The sequence below is a fragment of the Acinetobacter sp. 12966 genome (genome assembly GCF_031196995.1).
GTDB classification, from domain to species: domain Bacteria; phylum Pseudomonadota; class Gammaproteobacteria; order Pseudomonadales; family Moraxellaceae; genus Acinetobacter; species Acinetobacter geminorum.
Map to the genome: position 1 here is coordinate 61,253 of NZ_JAVIMC010000010.1, position 16,893 is coordinate 78,145.

General features: G+C 34.5%; 16 protein-coding genes and 1 pseudogene. 9 read left to right on the top strand and 8 right to left on the bottom strand.

Features of this window, described 5'->3' with window-relative positions:
* Nucleotide 1: 1 nt before the first annotated feature.
* Nucleotides 2–505, bottom strand: a complete 504-nt coding sequence (locus RFW85_RS01970) for a hypothetical protein (protein WP_170248728.1) — start codon at nt 503–505, stop codon at nt 2–4.
* Nucleotides 506–1,256: 751 nt separating this feature from the next.
* Here RFW85_RS01970 and RFW85_RS01975 point away from each other — a divergent pair.
* The 4 genes from RFW85_RS01975 to RFW85_RS01990 all read left to right on the top strand — a co-directional run bounded on the left by RFW85_RS01975 (nt 1,257) and on the right by RFW85_RS01990 (nt 5,401).
* Nucleotides 1,257–1,721: a MarR family winged helix-turn-helix transcriptional regulator gene (locus RFW85_RS01975; RefSeq protein ID WP_002121027.1), complete on the top strand. Its 465-nt coding sequence runs from the start codon at nt 1,257–1,259 to the stop codon at nt 1,719–1,721.
* Between the two features lie 194 nt (nt 1,722–1,915).
* Nucleotides 1,916–2,131 carry a hypothetical protein gene (locus RFW85_RS01980; protein WP_170248726.1) on the top strand — a complete coding sequence of 72 codons (216 nt, stop codon included), beginning with the start codon at nt 1,916–1,918 and terminating at the stop codon, nt 2,129–2,131.
* A 589-nt stretch (nt 2,132–2,720) separates the two neighbouring features.
* Nucleotides 2,721–4,811 carry an EAL domain-containing protein gene (locus RFW85_RS01985; protein ID WP_170248222.1) on the top strand — a complete coding sequence of 697 codons (2,091 nt, stop codon included), beginning with the start codon at nt 2,721–2,723 and terminating at the stop codon, nt 4,809–4,811.
* Nucleotides 4,812–4,957: 146 nt separating this feature from the next.
* Nucleotides 4,958–5,401: a universal stress protein gene (locus tag RFW85_RS01990; RefSeq protein ID WP_170248221.1), complete on the top strand. Its 444-nt coding sequence runs from the start codon at nt 4,958–4,960 to the stop codon at nt 5,399–5,401.
* Nucleotides 5,402–5,456: 55 nt separating this feature from the next.
* Here RFW85_RS01990 and RFW85_RS01995 read toward each other — a convergent pair whose 3' ends face one another.
* Nucleotides 5,457–6,896, bottom strand: a complete 1,440-nt coding sequence (locus tag RFW85_RS01995) for a glucose/sorbosone family PQQ-dependent dehydrogenase (RefSeq protein WP_170248220.1) — start codon at nt 6,894–6,896, stop codon at nt 5,457–5,459.
* Between the two features lie 409 nt (nt 6,897–7,305).
* On the opposite strand from RFW85_RS01995, the gene RFW85_RS02000 reads away from it, so the two are divergent.
* Nucleotides 7,306–8,760: a SulP family inorganic anion transporter gene (locus RFW85_RS02000; protein WP_170248219.1), complete on the top strand. Its 1,455-nt coding sequence runs from the start codon at nt 7,306–7,308 to the stop codon at nt 8,758–8,760.
* 41 nt (nt 8,761–8,801) lie between these two features.
* Here RFW85_RS02000 and RFW85_RS02005 read toward each other — a convergent pair.
* From RFW85_RS02005 to kynU, 5 genes and pseudogenes are all read right to left on the bottom strand, one after another.
* A pseudogene (locus RFW85_RS02005) lies at nt 8,802–9,260 on the bottom strand (S8 family serine peptidase); the annotation flags it as partial.
* Between the two features lie 229 nt (nt 9,261–9,489).
* Complete coding sequence (locus RFW85_RS02010) at nt 9,490–9,771, bottom strand: DUF6527 family protein (protein ID WP_170248218.1); 282 nt, start codon at nt 9,769–9,771, stop codon at nt 9,490–9,492.
* Between the two features lie 601 nt (nt 9,772–10,372).
* The gene (locus tag RFW85_RS02015) at nt 10,373–11,119 is read right to left on the bottom strand and encodes an alpha/beta hydrolase (protein WP_170248217.1); all 747 of its coding nucleotides are present in this window, start codon (nt 11,117–11,119) and stop codon (nt 10,373–10,375) included.
* Nucleotides 11,120–11,126: 7 nt separating this feature from the next.
* The gene (locus RFW85_RS02020) at nt 11,127–12,533 is read right to left on the bottom strand and encodes an amino acid permease (RefSeq protein ID WP_170248216.1); all 1,407 of its coding nucleotides are present in this window, start codon (nt 12,531–12,533) and stop codon (nt 11,127–11,129) included.
* A gap of 39 nt (nt 12,534–12,572) precedes the next feature.
* On the bottom strand, nt 12,573–13,823 hold the full coding sequence (kynU, locus tag RFW85_RS02025; RefSeq protein ID WP_170248215.1) for a kynureninase: 1,251 nt from the start codon (nt 13,821–13,823) through the stop codon (nt 12,573–12,575).
* Between the two features lie 147 nt (nt 13,824–13,970).
* Between kynU and gigD the strand changes: the two genes are divergently transcribed.
* Together gigD and RFW85_RS02035 are read left to right on the top strand one after the other, a co-directional pair.
* A complete protein-coding gene (gigD, locus tag RFW85_RS02030) occupies nt 13,971–14,420 on the top strand; it encodes an Lrp/AsnC family transcriptional regulator GigD (protein WP_004791887.1) in 450 nt (149 codons plus the stop codon).
* A 29-nt stretch (nt 14,421–14,449) separates the two neighbouring features.
* The gene (locus tag RFW85_RS02035; RefSeq protein WP_170248214.1) at nt 14,450–15,004 is read left to right on the top strand and encodes a GNAT family N-acetyltransferase; all 555 of its coding nucleotides are present in this window, start codon (nt 14,450–14,452) and stop codon (nt 15,002–15,004) included.
* Nucleotides 15,005–15,023: 19 nt separating this feature from the next.
* On the opposite strand, the gene RFW85_RS02040 is transcribed toward RFW85_RS02035, so the two are convergent.
* Nucleotides 15,024–15,317 carry a hypothetical protein gene (locus RFW85_RS02040; RefSeq protein ID WP_023187860.1) on the bottom strand — a complete coding sequence of 98 codons (294 nt, stop codon included), beginning with the start codon at nt 15,315–15,317 and terminating at the stop codon, nt 15,024–15,026.
* A gap of 423 nt (nt 15,318–15,740) precedes the next feature.
* Between RFW85_RS02040 and RFW85_RS02045 the strand changes: the two genes are divergently transcribed.
* Together RFW85_RS02045 and RFW85_RS02050 are read left to right on the top strand one after the other, a co-directional pair.
* Entirely contained in the window at nt 15,741–16,427 is a 687-nt protein-coding gene (locus RFW85_RS02045; RefSeq protein WP_216076520.1) for an HAD-IA family hydrolase, read from the top strand.
* Nucleotides 16,411–16,839, top strand: coding sequence for an RNA-binding S4 domain-containing protein (locus tag RFW85_RS02050; protein ID WP_005068915.1), 429 nt, complete (start codon nt 16,411–16,413; stop codon nt 16,837–16,839). The genes RFW85_RS02045 and RFW85_RS02050 overlap by 17 nt, the downstream gene beginning before the upstream one ends.
* Nucleotides 16,840–16,893: the final 54 nt, after the last annotated feature.

Genomic DNA, 16,893 nt, shown 5'->3' on the forward strand with positions numbered 1-16,893 from the left:
ATCATTTGATTTGAACAGCTCTTGCCATAATGTGTGCAGGCACTTCTTCTGCCAACATTACAGTTAAAGATGGTTCTTTTTGCGACTTAGTAGATAAATTTTGCGATTCTAAAACTGCGCTTACATCTTTTGGAGCTAATCTAAACATGGCACCTGTTGCAGGATCTACAATTAAAATGCCAATTAGCCCACCAAAAAGAATATTACCAAAATACCATCCACTTAATGTACCCGTAACTTCTACAGTCTTACTTTGATAACCTGCTTTACTAAAAGTGACCTGATAACTTTCTGGTTTAAAATAGCCTGCTCCCTTTTTCAAACTTACGGTTGCTGGAGTTTGTCCAGTATGGATTTTTATTCCTTTACGATTTTTAATCTCAATGGTCGCAGACTCTGGAACACTAGTGAAAGTAAGTGTTTGAGAAGAACCAGAAACTATAGTTGCGCAACCATTAATTCCCACAGTTAATGCAATCAACGAACTAATTAGTAATTTTTTCATCATTAAGCTCAAAGAGTTATCAATATTTATTGGAACGCGCACTATAATAAATGAAACAAAAAATAACAATTAAAATACATTTCTTTAGATTAACTATTGAACATTTACTAACATAAATATTATTAAAATTATAATTTATAGATAAAAATAGCTCTATTTCAATAGCTCATTATCTCAAATTACTGTTGAAATTTATTAATAAAAATCAAATACTTGAAACATAAGGCTGATTTTATTTTACTAAATAATAGATGTTTCATGTTAAATGTATGGTAAATTTTACCAATATCAAAACAATACAAACCATTGATATACATAAATATTTATTATTTAAATATATTAATTTTTCATAGTTATGACTTTAGAGACAAAAACTTTCTCGTTCAATGCCACGGTCAAATCATAATTTTTTTTCTACGATGCCTTTGCAAGCAACATCGTTCAATTAACGAGCAAGCAAGTTTAGATGTAATCTCATATATCTGTTCAAAGAGTTTTAGGTCAGGCCCTGATAAGCAGTATGAACCTTTAATAATCTTTGATTATAGAGGAAGAATATTTGCAGTCTATGCAAAGTAAAGTGGCATTCATAAAGATAAGGACAGTTAAACCATGTCATTGTTAAGTGAAGCTATATAACTTTTGCTCAACAAGTAAAGTCCTGATATAACTTGCTTGATGAAACTATATTTTTCAACTATTAAAGATAGTTCACCAGAAATGCGATCCACCAAGGTATGGGGAAAAGTCAATGACAAAGAAGTATGCGCGTTTTTTACCTACAACAGAATCTTTCACTCTTGAAGATTTTCCATATTATTGGATTACTCAAGTACATGCTCAGTATGTACAAAATATTGATAATGCTTTAAAAAAATATGGTTTAGATAACTCACGTCGACGCATTATGTTGGCCTTAAGCAGCAAGCCTCATGCGAGTGTTTCTGAACTTTCAGATATGATTATTTCAAAAATGTCGACCACCACAAAAATTGTTTATCGTTTGAAAGATGAAGGATTGGTTGAGACCTACTCTTGCCAGACTGATGGTCGTATTACTCGTGTAGTACTTACAGAAAAAGGCACTGAAATGATCAATAAGATCAATGACCTAACCAGTGTAGTACTTGAACAGTCTTTTGAAGGTATTACTCCTTTGCAGTTAGAAAAAATGATGGAAAGTTTAAAATTACTTTTAAAGAACCTTTCTCGCTAAGATGAAATAAGAATCTATTTATAAGCAATAGTTAAGCTCTCATTACGAGAGCTTAACTATTTTAATGTCTCTACTTTGATATTGAGAGAAATAGCATCCCACATAAAATAATCAATTAACCTTCTATCTGTTGACTTGAGCTCTTAAGTCCAGTAGAAATTCTCTTTCAATAACTGAATAGCAAATTTCGGAAAATGGCTAAAAGAAAATACAAAAGTGACAAATTTCAGGTACGTCGTATTAACCGTAGCTGGTGGGTACTCGAGAAAGAGCTTGAATCAAACTGCTATTTAAAACATGAGCAAGTGGCAACAAAAACCTTAGCAAACAACTACGCCGATGATTATATCGAACAATACTATATGAACTTGTACATTCAACAACAGTTGAAAAAACCAGAAATCGTATAAAAAGCCTTTTTGGCTTTTTTTATTTTATATAGATTTAGTTTATAAAAACTAAAAATTATGAATAAAAAAAACCTACATCTTGGGGAAAATGTAGGCTATAAAATGCACAAAAAGGAAATATATATCCTTTTTGACAAAAGAATTTTACGATAATATAAGCTATTATTTTATATTACTTTTGTAAACTTAATAGTGCTTATTGTATTTATTTAAACTCTGTTTAGGATACCTTTATTTATATATTGTGAATAAAATTTGATAAATCAAATTTATTAATTTTTTAATTTACTACTTTTCATCATTACATTTAGTTTCGTTAAAATAAATACATAAATATAATTATAAGTTTCTGTTTTAATAAGTTTTTTACAAAAATAAGCATAAATATTTTTTTTACTTAACATGAATAAAAATCAATAAATAACAAAAACATAAATTAAATATTAAGTATATATTGGTTTTAATCTCCCAATTTTAGTTCAAAAAAAGCACACTTAAAATTTATTTATCGCTGTTTTGATTACTACAGAAAGATTACAATAACGACTAATAAATAGATTAATCAACTTGCAATCTTTCTAGGCATGTTATGACTTCAATGTCGAACAACACCCAAAAGCATTTTATTGTTGAGCAAATTCCTCTACCCACCTGGGTTAGTGATGAAAATGGCTTGATATTATATTGCAATGTAGAGTGTACAGAATATTGGCTGGATACCTTTTCTCCATTGCCTCAGCGATGGCTAGATTTTATATATCCTGTCGATTTAGATGAAGTCAAAAATAGATGGCTCGAAGCAATTCGCCTACAAAAAAGAATAGAATTTAAATGTCGACTTTTACAAGTTGAAAATGAATATAGATGGTGCAAACTCTCCATCCAAGCTTCTAAGTATCGCGGCCTATCTCAAAATAATGAATGGTATGTTAGCTTTTTAGATATTGATCACGATATTCAAGAACAACAAAACTTACAGAAGAACATTGAAATACAAAATCAAATGTTAGATATCAGTGTAGATTGCATTAAGGTGCTTAATGTAGACGGCACAGTTTCACATATGAATAAATCAGGATGCCTCGCTTTAGGCATCCCTGTTGATGAAACAGAATTTGGAATGAAATGGCTTGAGTTATTGCCACCTCACATTCGTAAACGCGGGCGGGTCGCTTTAAAAAAAGCCCTTCAAGGTAAAGTTGCCAGATTTGCAGGAATGAGCTGCTTACCAGATCAAGATCCTGAGTATTGGGATAATATGCTTACCCCTATTCATCGGGAAAATGGAGAAATCAGACAAATACTCTGTGTCTCACGTAATGTTACTCAACAGCATTTGGCAGAAAACCAACTTAGGAATATGAGTGAGAGAGATGAACTGACGGGGTTATGTAATCGACGCTCATTTAAATTTCAGCTTAAACGTACCCTTGCCTATTCAAAAGACACGCAAACAAGTGTGGGATTACTTTTAATTGACCTCGATCATTTTAAACATATTAATGATACTTTGGGTCATAGCGCAGGTGATCATTTATTAAAAGTTTTATCCAAACGCTTTAGTCATTGTATGGATGATGAAAGATGCTTTGTTGCCAGATTAGGTGGCGATGAGTTCGCAGTTATTATCAATAACCTCAAATCTGAAAACGATGTTCGTGAATTAGCAGCAATTTTACTGCAACAGTTAAATCAGCCAATTACTTATTTAGGAAATGTATTAAATGGTGGCATGAGCATTGGGTGTGCGATTTATCCCCAAGATGCTATAGACCAGTCAGGTTTACTTAGTTGTGCTGATATGGCATTGCATGACTTAAAAGCGCGTGGTCGTGGTGGTATCCGCATGTATGATCCGTGCATGATGCAAATGACTGAAACTGTCGCTTCTCAGCTTAATTTAGCTCGCCAGTTGATTCGTCATCATACAATCCAGCCATACTATCAACCTAAAGTAGACCTAAATACCCATCGTGTAGTGGGGTTTGAAGCTTTATTGCGCTGGCATACAACCTCAGCACAAAGAGGTTATCCCGCACAAATTGCTGAAGCTTTTAAAGATTATAATTTAGCGAGTAAAATTGGTGAAACAATGCAACACCAAGTTTTACGTGACATAGCCAAATGGATAAATCTTGGTATTAAGCCGCTCCCTGTTTCATTAAATGCGGCTCCAGTTGAATTCTTGAGAGACACCTATGCTGAAAGGCTTTTGAAAAAGATTAATCAATTTCAAATACCGACTCATTATATTGAAGTTGAGGTCACCGAACACATGCTAGGTGATCGTGGTTCAGAATATGTAATCCGTGCACTTAATAAATTAAAGCAACATGGTGTACGTATTGCACTCGACGACTTTGGTACTGGTTTTTCATCATTAACACATATTCGCGACTACCCAATTGACAGTTTAAAAGTAGATTGTAGTTTTATACAAAAGATGCAACACGACCCATCAATTTACGCGATTGTTCAGGCAATTGGTTTACTCGCTCCAAATTTATCACTTGGACTCATCGCAGAAGGAATTGAAACTCCAGAACAAGAAGAGTTACTTCGTCAATTTGGATATAGCATTGGTCAAGGCTTCTTATTTGAATCGGCTATAGATGCCAATCAAGTCATTTCAATACTTAAACAGAATCAACCTTACTTAGTAAGCCATTACAATCCCTGAAGATAAAACATTTAATAAACTTTCTGGCTTTTATTCATACTAAAAATAAACAATATTACTTTTAAAATTGTTCATAATATAAGCACAAAGATAATAATTCGGTGTTTCCACACCATACATTGTCAAAGGACAATAAGGAGCAATATATGAGTTATCACCATATCTTGGTTCCAGTCGATGGCTCTCCTACTTCACTCATTGCTGTTAATCACGCAACAGCAATTGCTAAAGCCTTTGGTAGTAAAGTGACTCTAGTATATGCGCTGACCATAGATCCTTTCATTTCTGTAGAATTTATTGATAGTACAGAATTAGCACAGGATTATTTTAATAAAGCTAAAGCATCTATTCAGAGTATTCTAGACGAGGCTAAAGAACAATTTAGCAAACATGGAATTTCTGTTGATACAAAAATTGTTGAAGGTCAAACAATTCATACAGAAATTATTAAAGCAGCTACTGAGTTAAAAGCAGACTTGTTAGTCATTGGTTCTCATGGTCGAAAAGGCTTTAAAAAATTCTTCTTAGGAAGTGTCACTCAAGCCCTTTTAGGAGAAATTCATTTACCAGTATTAGTCGTAACAGAATAGTTTTACTGAAGCTAAAAAAACCGATCTTTATAGATCGGTTTTTTAATGGACTGTATTACTTAGCCTTATATGTAAACTTAATGAGAGATCCTGGATTCTCTAATGTATTTGTTACGGAGCCATCATCTTTTTGAACATTCCCAGCTGTATCCGTCAACACGTATAAAACATTCCCGTCTGGACTCGCAATCACATCACGATAGCGGTTATTGCTTTTAAACATCGGCACCGCATCATCATAAGTAGTACTGTAAGTTGGATCTAGCTTAATACGGAAAATAACACCGCGTTTTAGAGATGGAACCAATAATGTATTTTCCCAACCAGAAATTGCTTTTTTGCCGCCTTTATAGACATAGGCAGATGACGGCGCAACTGTTGGCCAACAAATATAGGTCATCTCTCCACAAGTTGGATCGTTATAGTTGTAGGTGTCTTGAACGGTATATAAAGTTTTTAATGGTGGGACAAAGTTTTTACCAGTCCATTCAGATTCTTTCGTCACAGGAACCCCTGCGGCTACTTTTACTCCGTTCTGAGCTAAATCCTTAATTGACTTATTGGCTGCTGTTGAATAATTTGCATAAGCATAGCCGCTATCGTCTTTATAACCAGCTACGTTCGGCCAACCATAGTTGCCACCTTTGACAATGAGATTAATTTCATCGTCAGAGTTTGGACCTTGTTCAGACTGCAACAATTTACCATTTGGAGTGAATGCTAAGCCCTGCGGATTACGATGCCCGAGTGTATAGATATGGCTAACCACTCCATTAAAACTTGGATTATCTTTTGGAATACTTCCATCAAGATTTAAGCGTAGTACTTTACCCATGTAGGTGTGATAGTCCTTGCCATTCAGCTCTTGTTGAGTCGGCGTATGTTGTGCTTGATTTGGCAAGAACAAATAAGCAAGCTGGTTACGCCCTTGGTCACCAATCGTATAATAAATCTTTTGATCTGGACCAATGACAAGACGACCAGACTGATGGTCTTTCGATGATGGTAATCCTGCCAATAAATCTACTGGCTTCTCAAGCGTATCTGTTGACTTATTATAGGTATATCGACGAATAATAGTTTGATTCGGTAGCTCTTTATCTGTAGATTTCGGATTTTTAAATGTACCTGAAATGTAGATATAAGGATTATTTTTAAAATCCGGATGGAAAGCAAAGCCTAATAAACCATTTTGTCCATCAGCATCATTGACAATCTCTGGCACCTGAAAAACTGTCTTTACACTGCCCGACTCAGGATTAACTCTTAAAATCTTGCCTGTTGCCCGCTCAGTTAACCAAATTTGATTATCAGGCCCCCATAACAAAGCATGTGGCTTATTTAAATTAGATAGAATAACTTTCTTGTCAAAGTTTTCTGTTTTCGCCTTAGCGAATTGAGATGGAGTAAGAGGAACATCAGCAAATGCTGAATTGAGAGTAACTAACTGAGCGGCGCTTAATAAAGCAATTTTTGCCAGTAAATGTTTATTCATGAGTCCACCTTATAAAATTGTCAAAATTTTCCGAGAATTTTTAAACCTTTACGGATTGGTTTATACAAGTTCTCTATATGATTTGTATTATGATGAATAGCAGAACTATTAAAATCCAAATTTATGAAAGGCTCTGTTGCATAAAAGTAGCTATGCAATTTGTGTAACTAGCATTTTTAAATATCTTTAAGCTTAGTAGAATTAGGTTAGTCAACCTTAAAAACTTATGTTATTCTTCGGGCACTTTTAAATGCCTCAAATCTCTATACCTATGACACTTACGCCACCTTAAGTTTATTTACTCGTCTCATCCGTAAATAACTCATCACTGTTTAGTGATGTGGTGTAGTCGCTTGTGTTGGTATATCACATCACTAGCCTTTTAAATTTAGAACTTAGGCTATTTCTCATGTTATCCAATGTCCGAGAACAATGGTTCTCTAATGTCCGTTCAGATATTCTTTCTGGTCTTGTTGTTGGTCTTGCTTTAATTCCAGAAGCAATTGCATTTTCAATTATTGCGGGTGTAGATCCAAAAGTCGGTTTATATGCCTCTTTTTGTATTGCCGTTATTATCTCTTTCGTAGGCGGTCGTCCGGCTATGATTTCGGCAGCTACGGGTGCCATGGCGTTGGTTATGACAACGCTCGTAAAGGACCACGGGCTTCAATACTTATTTGCAGCGACAGTATTAACTGGCGTCATACAGATTTTGGCCGGATATTTCAAACTTGCCAAACTCATGCGCTTTGTTTCCAAATCAGTGGTCATTGGATTTGTTAATGCACTCGCTATTCTCATTTTTATGGCCCAATTACCGGAATTAATAAGCGTTACATGGCATGTCTACTTACTAGTAGCAATTGGTTTAGGAATTATTTATCTTTTCCCCTATATTCCAAAAATTGGAAAGTTCTTTCCCTCACCCCTTATTTGTATTGTAGTAGTCACATTACTCGCTATTTTTTTAGGGTTTGATGTTCGAACGGTTGGTGATATGGGTTCATTACCAGACACTTTGCCAATATTTCTGATTCCTAATATTCCTTTTAATTTAGAAACTCTTATTATTATTCTTCCATATTCTTTAGCGCTGGCTGCAGTTGGCCTACTTGAATCCATGATGACTGCAACAATTGTTGATGAAATGACAGATACTTCTAGCGATAAATTTCAAGAATGTAAAGGTCAAGGTATTGCTAATATCGCTTCAGGTTTCATGGGGGGTATGGCTGGTTGTGCCATGATTGGTCAATCAATGATTAATGTAAAATCTGGTGGCCGTACACGTTTATCCACTTTTTGCGCAGGAATATTCTTACTTATTCTAGTTGTGTTTTTAAGTGACTGGTTAAAGGTTATTCCTATGGCTGCTTTGGTTGCGGTCATGATTATGGTATCGATCAGTACTTTTGAGTGGAGCTCTCTAGCACAATTTAAAAATAATCCTAAAAGTAGTAATGTCGTTATGATCACTACCGTTATTGTAGTGGTTGCGACCCACAACTTAGCGTTAGGCGTATTAACTGGCGTATTACTTTCAGCACTTTTCTTAGCAAATAAACTGGAAAATGATATTCGTATAGAAACTTCATTTGAAGATCAAGCTCGTCTATACGAATTAAGAGGCCAAATATTTTTTAGTTCTTCTGAAAAATTTATGCAAAGTTTTAACTTTAACGAAGATGCTAAAGAAGTCATTATTGATCTTACCCACTCACATATTTGGGATGTGACTTCAGTTGCGATGCTAGATTCAGTAGTGAATAAATTTCAAAAAAACGGTATTAAGGTAACGGTTCGCGGTTTAAATGAAGCCAGCTCAATCATGATTGATAAATACGGTACTCATGCAAAAATCTAAAAAAGGTCCTTCGGGACCTTTTCTAATTTAAATAACTGCTTTTACTGAGGAGATTTATATAACAACCGATTTGGGCTACCAGAAGGATTTTTTACAACATTACTACTTGCTTGATTTAAAAGATTGGTCGAGATTGTCTGAGGCGTTGCAGTGGGCGTACTTTGCAACATTTCAGCTACGACACCGACAACATGTGGAGCTGCCATTGAAGTTCCATTCAAAACTTTAGTTGCTGTATTACTCCCAATCCAAGAAGAGTTAATCTGGCTTCCAGGCGAAAAAATATCAACACAACTTCCATAATTAGAATAACTAGCTCGAGTATCTGTACTATCTGTAGCAGCAACAGTAATTGCCTTACTTACTCTGGCTGGTGAAGTACTACAAGCATCTGTATTCGAGTTTCCTGCAGCCACAACCATTACGTAACCATTATTAAATAAATTTTCTACTGCACTATCTAAAGATGTGTTTGCTTCACCACCTAAAGACATATTCACTTGTATTAAAGCTTCTTAAAAACTTCAAGATATCCATAAATAAAATATAAACAGTGAATTATAAAAATTCTTGCAAATTTCAATACTAGCTTCAACTAAAATAAATTTACCATTTCTTTAACTATATGTATTCAGTATCAAATATGTAAAGATATATTGCAAAAATATGTGATAATCAAGGAAATGTACAGTCTTTTAAATAGCCATAATTAATAAATACCAAAATCAATTATATTCTATATTTTTTTAATTTTAGTTCTGGCAGCTCAACCTTACACCCAGCTAAATGATGCCTACAATTAATGCTATATTCGATAAAGCCATCTTTAATAAAGTAATTACAACATTCATTTATACTTATGATGGGATCAAATGTCGGTTTTTCCAAGTGACCATTAAAAAACCATTGGTTGCCGTTAGAGAAAGGATAATGTACAGGAATATAATGAAGATATCCGCAAACAGGACACATATGTTTATACATGCCTCCTTCGAAATACTGTACTTTCATCAACACTCCTTTAAAAATAAAAAAGACAACTCACAAGAGCCGACTAAACCAATTATTTGCAGATGATATATATTATTAAACTATACGCCATAGCCTTCTCTTTTTATTTTTCTGTGTTTAATTTATCTAACCTATATGACAAATTCATGAAGTTCTGAGCGTAATCTCACACTCTGTCAGTTTGGTAAAATATATTTTATATAATCCATTAATTAAATGATAATTCCAGTTAAATAATGAAAAGTAAATACTATTTTTTTATTTAACAGAGGGCTATGTGATTAATTTATTTGAATAATTAAATAGATATTACCGCCATATCCAAGAATAAAATTCGCTTTATATTATTGTTTTTAAAAGTCAAATAAAAAAGTCCGTATCTTGGGAAGCTACGGACTTGAAACTCAACTAAACAACAGCTAAACATTTTGCCGCTTAGTGAGAAAGCACTATCTTTTTAATCTAATTAAGTTCTATAGTCAGGTCAATAAGAACACTTAATTTTTATAAAAATCAGGTTGAGTTGTGATTGATCTCACATTTTATCTTCTAATAAGTTTAATCTGTTTTTCTTTACTCAATTACATTCTATTTCAAACAATTAAATTAAAATATTATTAAAGTAATGATTTAAAATAGAATAATGGTTAACTCCAGAAATAAGCTTGAAAGAAACAAAATCCTGATCTTGCCTTTTCTTCATTTCAAAATAATTTTGGCTTTGCCATTTCAACTCATCAAGTTCGAGTTCACCACAGAAAATTGAACATGGAGTAGTAACTCGTTTTGACTGGTGAACAGGGCTATATTTTAAGATATCTTCGCTTGAAAGCGTGAGAGCATGATTTAAATGGGTACTTTGTATAGGTTCCAGATCATAAATTCCACTTAACAAAACCATCTCAGATATCAGTGGATGACCTAAGAACAAGGCTGCTAGATGTGCTCCTGCCGAATGCCCAACTAAAACTACCTCATCAGTTTTCCAGTCTTGCTCTCGAATAAAATCGAGAGCTTGATTAACTTGAGAAGCAATATCTGAAATTTTACTTTGTGGTGCCAAATCATATTCTAAAAGAACACACTGGGCTCCTTTTGCTAGAACATACAGTACGATGAATCCAAAATCTGATTTATCACACCATTGCCAATATCCACCATGAATAAAAATAACAGTCTTTTTGGCTTGTTCTAATGGGAATAAATCTAAAGTTGACCTTGGGTGCGTCCCATATTGAATATCTGCGATATGGGTAAATTTTTGATAGCTCAACAAGCTTGTTCTTTTAAATTCTGCCAATATTTCATGTTCATTCGCTACGGTTCTAGAATTATCATATGGTCGCATAGGTCTCTCACTTCAAAGATTCTTCATGACTATTTAAAGCAAGCTTGGCTGATGAACGTTTGAAATAATAGAAAAATGTAAGAACAACAACTAATGGGACTCCAAACTGTAAAGTTGACTTAAATTCATTGGTAAACCACGTTGTGATAGTAATACTCAAAATTGCGATTAATCCCAACAGTGAAATTAACTGGCTCGCTGGAACCTTAAATTTTAACTGTTCTCCTTTTCGTGCCATATTCCTTCTAAAAAACATATGGGTAACAAAAATACTGCCCCATGTGAACAACGCACCAAACATAGATAAAGCAATCATGATCGGGAAAGCAGAAGCTGGGTTAATCGTATAAACAATACTCGCGACTCCAATACCTACTGCTGACAATAACAATGCATTAATTGGTACACCATTATGACTAATACGGCCAAATAGTTTTGGTGCATCACCAGCTCGTGACAAGCTAAATAGCATACGTGTTGAGATATACAACATACTATTCATGGCTGATAAGGCCGCGACAATTACAATAAAATTTAAAATACTGTCCGCATATGGAATGCCTACAATTTTCATCACCATCACAAAAGGGCTGGTCGCGTCGGCTCCAATTAAAGTTGACCAAGGAACAAGTGCCACAATAAGAAATAAAGACAGTAAATAAAATAGAATTAAGCGAATCGCAGTACTTTTAAAAGCTTTCTTAACAGCTCTTTCCGGATCTTTAGCCTCACCTGCCGCAACAGCGATCATTTCAATACTTAAATAACTAAATATTGAAATGATTACCCCAATCCAGACTCCACTAAAACCATGAGGGAAAAATCCTCCATGCTCGGTTAAATTAGAAAGAACCTGATCTGTGCCCCCATGACTTTGGGTCAAAATACCAATTGCTAAAAGAATAAATACAATAATTGCAAAGACTTTTATGGTCGAAAACCAATATTCAACTAATCCAAAAGCTTTAACACTATAGGCATTAACAACGAGTAAAGTTAGCGAGAAAAAGGCAATCCAGACCCAAGAACCTACATGTGGAAACCATAATTTCATATAGTCAGCAACTGCTGTAATTTCTGTACCGACCGCTAATACAATACACGCCCAATAACAATAACGGACTAAAAAACCCGCAAGAGGACTTACATAATGCTCAGCATATGCTCCAAATGAGCCTGATGTAGGATGCTGAACCGTCATCTCAGCCAAACAAGCCATAATAGCAAATGCGATTAAGCCTCCAATGGCATAACTCACAATGACGGCTGGGCCAGCAAAGCTAATTGCAAACTTGCTTCCCATGAACAGCCCTGTACCAATCGCTCCACCAATTGCAATCATTCCCATCTGTTTTGCGGATAATTTTTTATGTAAACCCGCTTCTCGATTTTGTATTTCATCAAAACTGCTCATAGGCCCTCCTAGCCATTTTCTAATGTTGATCTTTAACGATCAGGTCACTTCACTACGCACCAGATAACGCTCATTTTTCCATTCACTATTCAGCATGATTTGCTTAAGTTGTTGTACGGCATTCCAAATATCTTCAAACCCTAAATATAAAGGTGTAATTCCAAAACGTAATACCTCCGGCTCTCGATAATCCCCAATCACACCACGAGCAATCAGCGCTTGAATAATTTCATAACCGAACTCATGTCTATAACTGACATGACTACCACGATATTTATGATTTAAAGGTGTAATCAGTTCAAAACCAAACTGGGCACACTCTTGTTGAACAAGTTGAATAAACAAATCAGTTAATTTGAGCGATTTCTCGCGTATTTGTTGCATATCAGCTTGTAAGAAAATATCGACACCACATTCGATTAGACTCATAGAAATAATGGGTTGAGTTCCGCACAAGTAACGGCGAATACTGTTAGCTGGTTCATAATGCTGAGCCATATCAAATGGTTTTTTGTGGCTCCACCAGCCTGAGAGAGGTTGCCAGAACTGATCACGATGCTTTCGATTTACCCATAACAACGCTGGAGAACCTGGGCCACCATTTAAATATTTATAAGTACAACCGATGGCAAAATCACTATTGCTCTGATTAAGATCCATAGACACCGCACCAACTGAGTGACATAAATCCCAAATAATCAAAGCATCTTTAACGTGAATTTGTTGATTCATAGATTCCATATCATAGAAATATCCAGTCCGATAATTCACATGAGAAAGAACAACTACTGCTACATCTTTTTCTAAAACACGAGATAAATCATCTGCACCATCAATTAACTCAACTTGATAGCCCTGATGAATCAAATCTATAAAACCTTCAATAATATAAATATCGGTTGGGAAAGCATCTTTTTCTGCAACAATAATTTTACGGTCTGGAAATTTTTCAGCTTGAATTTTTACCGCTGCTGATAAAACTTTGAATAAATTTAATGTTGTGGAATCTGAAATAACGACTTCCCCTTTTTCAGCACCGATAAGCTGCGCGACTTTATCTCCGAGTCTAGTCGGTAAGCCCCACCAATCTGCTTTATTCCAACTATTAATAAGATCCTCACCCCACTCTTTGGCAATAATATGCTGAGCAACCTCTAATGATTTTTTTGGTCTTGCACCCAAAGAATTACCATCTAAATAAATGACATTTTCTGGTAGTGCAAATTCATCTTTAAACTTTTTGAGTTCATCTTCCTGATCCCAATAGAGGCATTGTTCATGAGTAATCATTTGTTATTTCACCTATTTTCAACATTTCCTTTGTATTTGAATTTTATCATGCCAATTCTTTCGATTTATTCGATAATATTTGATTAAAATTTGCTATTTTCGTATAAAATTCGAATTAAAATTAAAAAACATGGATGAAATTCGAAAATGAATGTAGATGCAATTGATCTTAAAATTTTGAAGTACTTACAAGATAATGCTCGGTTAAGTAACCAAGAACTGGCCGATCTCGTTAACCTTTCGGCTTCAGCTTGTCATCGGCGAGTTAAAATTTTAGAAAGCAATGGTGTAATTGAAAAATATCAAGCGAAAGTTAACTATGAAAAACTAGGTATAAAAATTGAGGCAATAGTCGAAATAAAGCTTGCCCAACTCACAGAAAATGATCACAACTTCTTTTTAAGCCAGATCAAAAATTTTGATGAAGTCATTAATGCATATATTATTACTGGTGAATCTAATTATGTTTTACACGTTGCGACCAAAGATTTGAGTTCTTTTTCTCATTTCGTCATTAATACCTTAAATAAAATAAAAGGTGTAGTGAGTATCAATTCCAAGATCATTTTACAAAAGATTGTGCAAAAACCACTTTGATCCCTTATTTTTAATTAAAGAGACATCTCATGATCGAAACAAAGCGTTTAATTTTAAGACAGTGGAAAGAAAGTGATGTTGAGCCTTTTATAACAATGGGCTTAGATCAAGATGTTATGCAATTTTTCCCAAATCTATTAACACCCCAAGAAAGCCATAATTTAATTCAAAAAATTTCATCTCTCATTAATGAAAATGGTTGGGGTTTCTGGGCAGTAGAATTAAAAGAAACTCATCAATTTATCGGGTTTATTGGCTTACATAGTCAACCTGAACAATTTGACTTCTCTCCATGTGTGGAAATTGGGTGGCGACTTGCAAAAGAATTCTGGAAACAAGGTTATGCAACTGAAGGAGCAAAAGCAGTTTTAGACTATGGTTTTAATGTACTGAAGTTAGATAAGATCGTTTCATTTACCGCTAATATAAATACACCCTCTCAAGCTGTCATGGAAAGACTTGGAATGCACAAAGTTAAAAACTTTGATCATCCCAAGGTTCCTTTCCATCACCACCTAAAAGCACATGTGTTATATGAAATTACGAGCTCTTCATTTAATTTTTGCTTAAAGTTAAAATTTTAAATTATTAATAAAAATTTTCTTAATCATCGAAATCATAGCCAACAGATGTAGAGCACTCCCAATACTCATGGATTTTACTCGCGATATCATCTTTTCCCATTGTAGTGAGTACATAAAAGAGTTTAGCCTCTTTATTTTTTCTTAGTATTAAGAGGTTGTAGTAATCATACTCAGGCCCATTAAGACCTAATGTTGGCTGTGCTTCACAGTGCTTTTCTGCTTTGTAATGCCATTCAAGCTTATAAGTATCAAGACCATCAGCAGCATTGATTACAATACCGTCATTGGCTCCGCCAATAAATCCAATTTTCATTGCTTTCTCTAAATTCTTATTAAGGTTAATTTTAAATATAACTTTAAACAAGTATCCTTCAATTTATAAAATGTATGTCAATACGTATCCTATGTAAGCAAAATTAACCATAAATATAGATGACTTTTAAGATTTCTTAATTGCAAAACTTTGGCTGCCTATTTTTACTTTAAACACAGGAAAAGTTTTCTATTAAAAAGCATTTATTATTGTTTTTTGTTTGCAAAATTACACGCTATAATTTTCAAATCATTTATCCTCCCTACCCATCACATTAATCAAAACACCTTTTGAAAGAATTAATGGGTGGAGTTTTAAATTAATTTTATATCTCGAAGTTTCTTTAATTAATGATTTTAAAAAGGATATATGGTAGATGTGTCTTAAAAAATTTGCTTTAAATGATTTTGGAGATATTTAGATATGTCTAAAATCGTAATGTTTGACATGGATGGTACGCTATTAGATCTCGCTTTTGATGATTTCATTTGGAATGAATGTCTTCCCAAGCGACATGCAGAGATACATCAACTTCCACTCGACCATAGCCAAAAAACACTATATCAGTTTTATCAATCACATAGACATACGCTTGTTTGGTATTCATCAGCTTATTGGACCAAAACTGTAGGCGTTGATGTACTCAAATTACAGCAAGAATTTCAGACAAAAATTCAAGCTCGCTCAGGTTGTATTCAGCTTCTGCAGGAACTGAAAGAACAAGGATATAGTTGTTGGTTAGTTACAAATGCTGACCGTGCAAGCTTGCGCCTAAAGCTCGATAATATTGCAATTGAACACTTCTTTGACGTAATTGTATCGAGTGAACAAATTGGTTATGCAAAAGAAGATATTCATTTTTGGCAAGATCTCCAAAAATTACAACCTTTCGATCCAGACGCAACCATTTTTATTGACGATACAACTCCTGTACTCAAAACAGCAGAAAAATTTGGTATCAAACACTTGTTTACTATCTTGCAGCCCTCAAGTCTAAAGAATGCAAGAAAGCATGAAGATTTAGAATATAAAGCACTAGATCGACTTACAGAATTGCTGTCTATTTTGAATCAAATTGATAGAAAGGATAATGATGTCAAAATCGCTTGAAAACGATGCTGTAGAGACCATGCGTATCGACAAATGGTTATGGGCTGCTCGTTTTTTTAAAACTCGTTCAATTGCTAAAGCAGCAATCGAAGGAGGTAAAGTACATCACAATAATGAGCGTGTAAAAGTTTCCAAAGAAATTCGTGTTGGAATGGAACTGATTATTCAACAAGGTTTTGATAAAAAAACCGTTGTCGTAAAAGCGCTTTCGAACACACGTGGTCCAGCACCAGTTGCCCAGCAACTTTATGAAGAAACAGAAGTAAGCATTGCTAGACGGGAGTTGATTGCATCCCAACGAAAATTGCATAATCTTGCTCGACCTGATCATAGACCGAGTAAAAAGGATCGTAGACAGATTAATCGGTTTAAACAGGACAATGATCAGCACTGGTCGTATGGTGATGAATAAAAACGTCGAGTTGTGTCGCACACACACAGACAACACATAGAAGCTATAGAAAAA

Coding starts and splice junctions, on each gene's coding strand:
- RFW85_RS01990 (WP_170248221.1), top strand. CDS start 4,958: ATGAGTTATCACCATATCTTGGTTCCAGTCGATGGCTCTCCTACTTCA.
- RFW85_RS02040 (WP_023187860.1), bottom strand. CDS start 15,317: ATGAAAATTGGATTTATTGGCGGAGCCAATGACGGTATTGTAATCAAT.
- RFW85_RS01995 (WP_170248220.1), bottom strand. CDS start 6,896: ATGAATAAACATTTACTGGCAAAAATTGCTTTATTAAGCGCCGCTCAG.
- RFW85_RS01985 (WP_170248222.1), top strand. CDS start 2,721: ATGACTTCAATGTCGAACAACACCCAAAAGCATTTTATTGTTGAGCAA.
- kynU (WP_170248215.1), bottom strand. CDS start 13,823: ATGATTACTCATGAACAATGCCTCTATTGGGATCAGGAAGATGAACTC.
- gigD (WP_004791887.1), top strand. CDS start 13,971: ATGAATGTAGATGCAATTGATCTTAAAATTTTGAAGTACTTACAAGAT.
- RFW85_RS02000 (WP_170248219.1), top strand. CDS start 7,306: ATGTTATCCAATGTCCGAGAACAATGGTTCTCTAATGTCCGTTCAGAT.
- RFW85_RS02035 (WP_170248214.1), top strand. CDS start 14,450: ATGATCGAAACAAAGCGTTTAATTTTAAGACAGTGGAAAGAAAGTGAT.
- RFW85_RS01975 (WP_002121027.1), top strand. CDS start 1,257: ATGACAAAGAAGTATGCGCGTTTTTTACCTACAACAGAATCTTTCACT.
- RFW85_RS02045 (WP_216076520.1), top strand. CDS start 15,741: ATGTCTAAAATCGTAATGTTTGACATGGATGGTACGCTATTAGATCTC.
- RFW85_RS01970 (WP_170248728.1), bottom strand. CDS start 505: ATGAAAAAATTACTAATTAGTTCGTTGATTGCATTAACTGTGGGAATT.
- RFW85_RS02015 (WP_170248217.1), bottom strand. CDS start 11,119: ATGCGACCATATGATAATTCTAGAACCGTAGCGAATGAACATGAAATA.
- RFW85_RS02020 (WP_170248216.1), bottom strand. CDS start 12,533: ATGAGCAGTTTTGATGAAATACAAAATCGAGAAGCGGGTTTACATAAA.
- RFW85_RS01980 (WP_170248726.1), top strand. CDS start 1,916: ATGGCTAAAAGAAAATACAAAAGTGACAAATTTCAGGTACGTCGTATT.
- RFW85_RS02050 (WP_005068915.1), top strand. CDS start 16,411: ATGTCAAAATCGCTTGAAAACGATGCTGTAGAGACCATGCGTATCGAC.
- RFW85_RS02010 (WP_170248218.1), bottom strand. CDS start 9,771: ATGAAAGTACAGTATTTCGAAGGAGGCATGTATAAACATATGTGTCCT.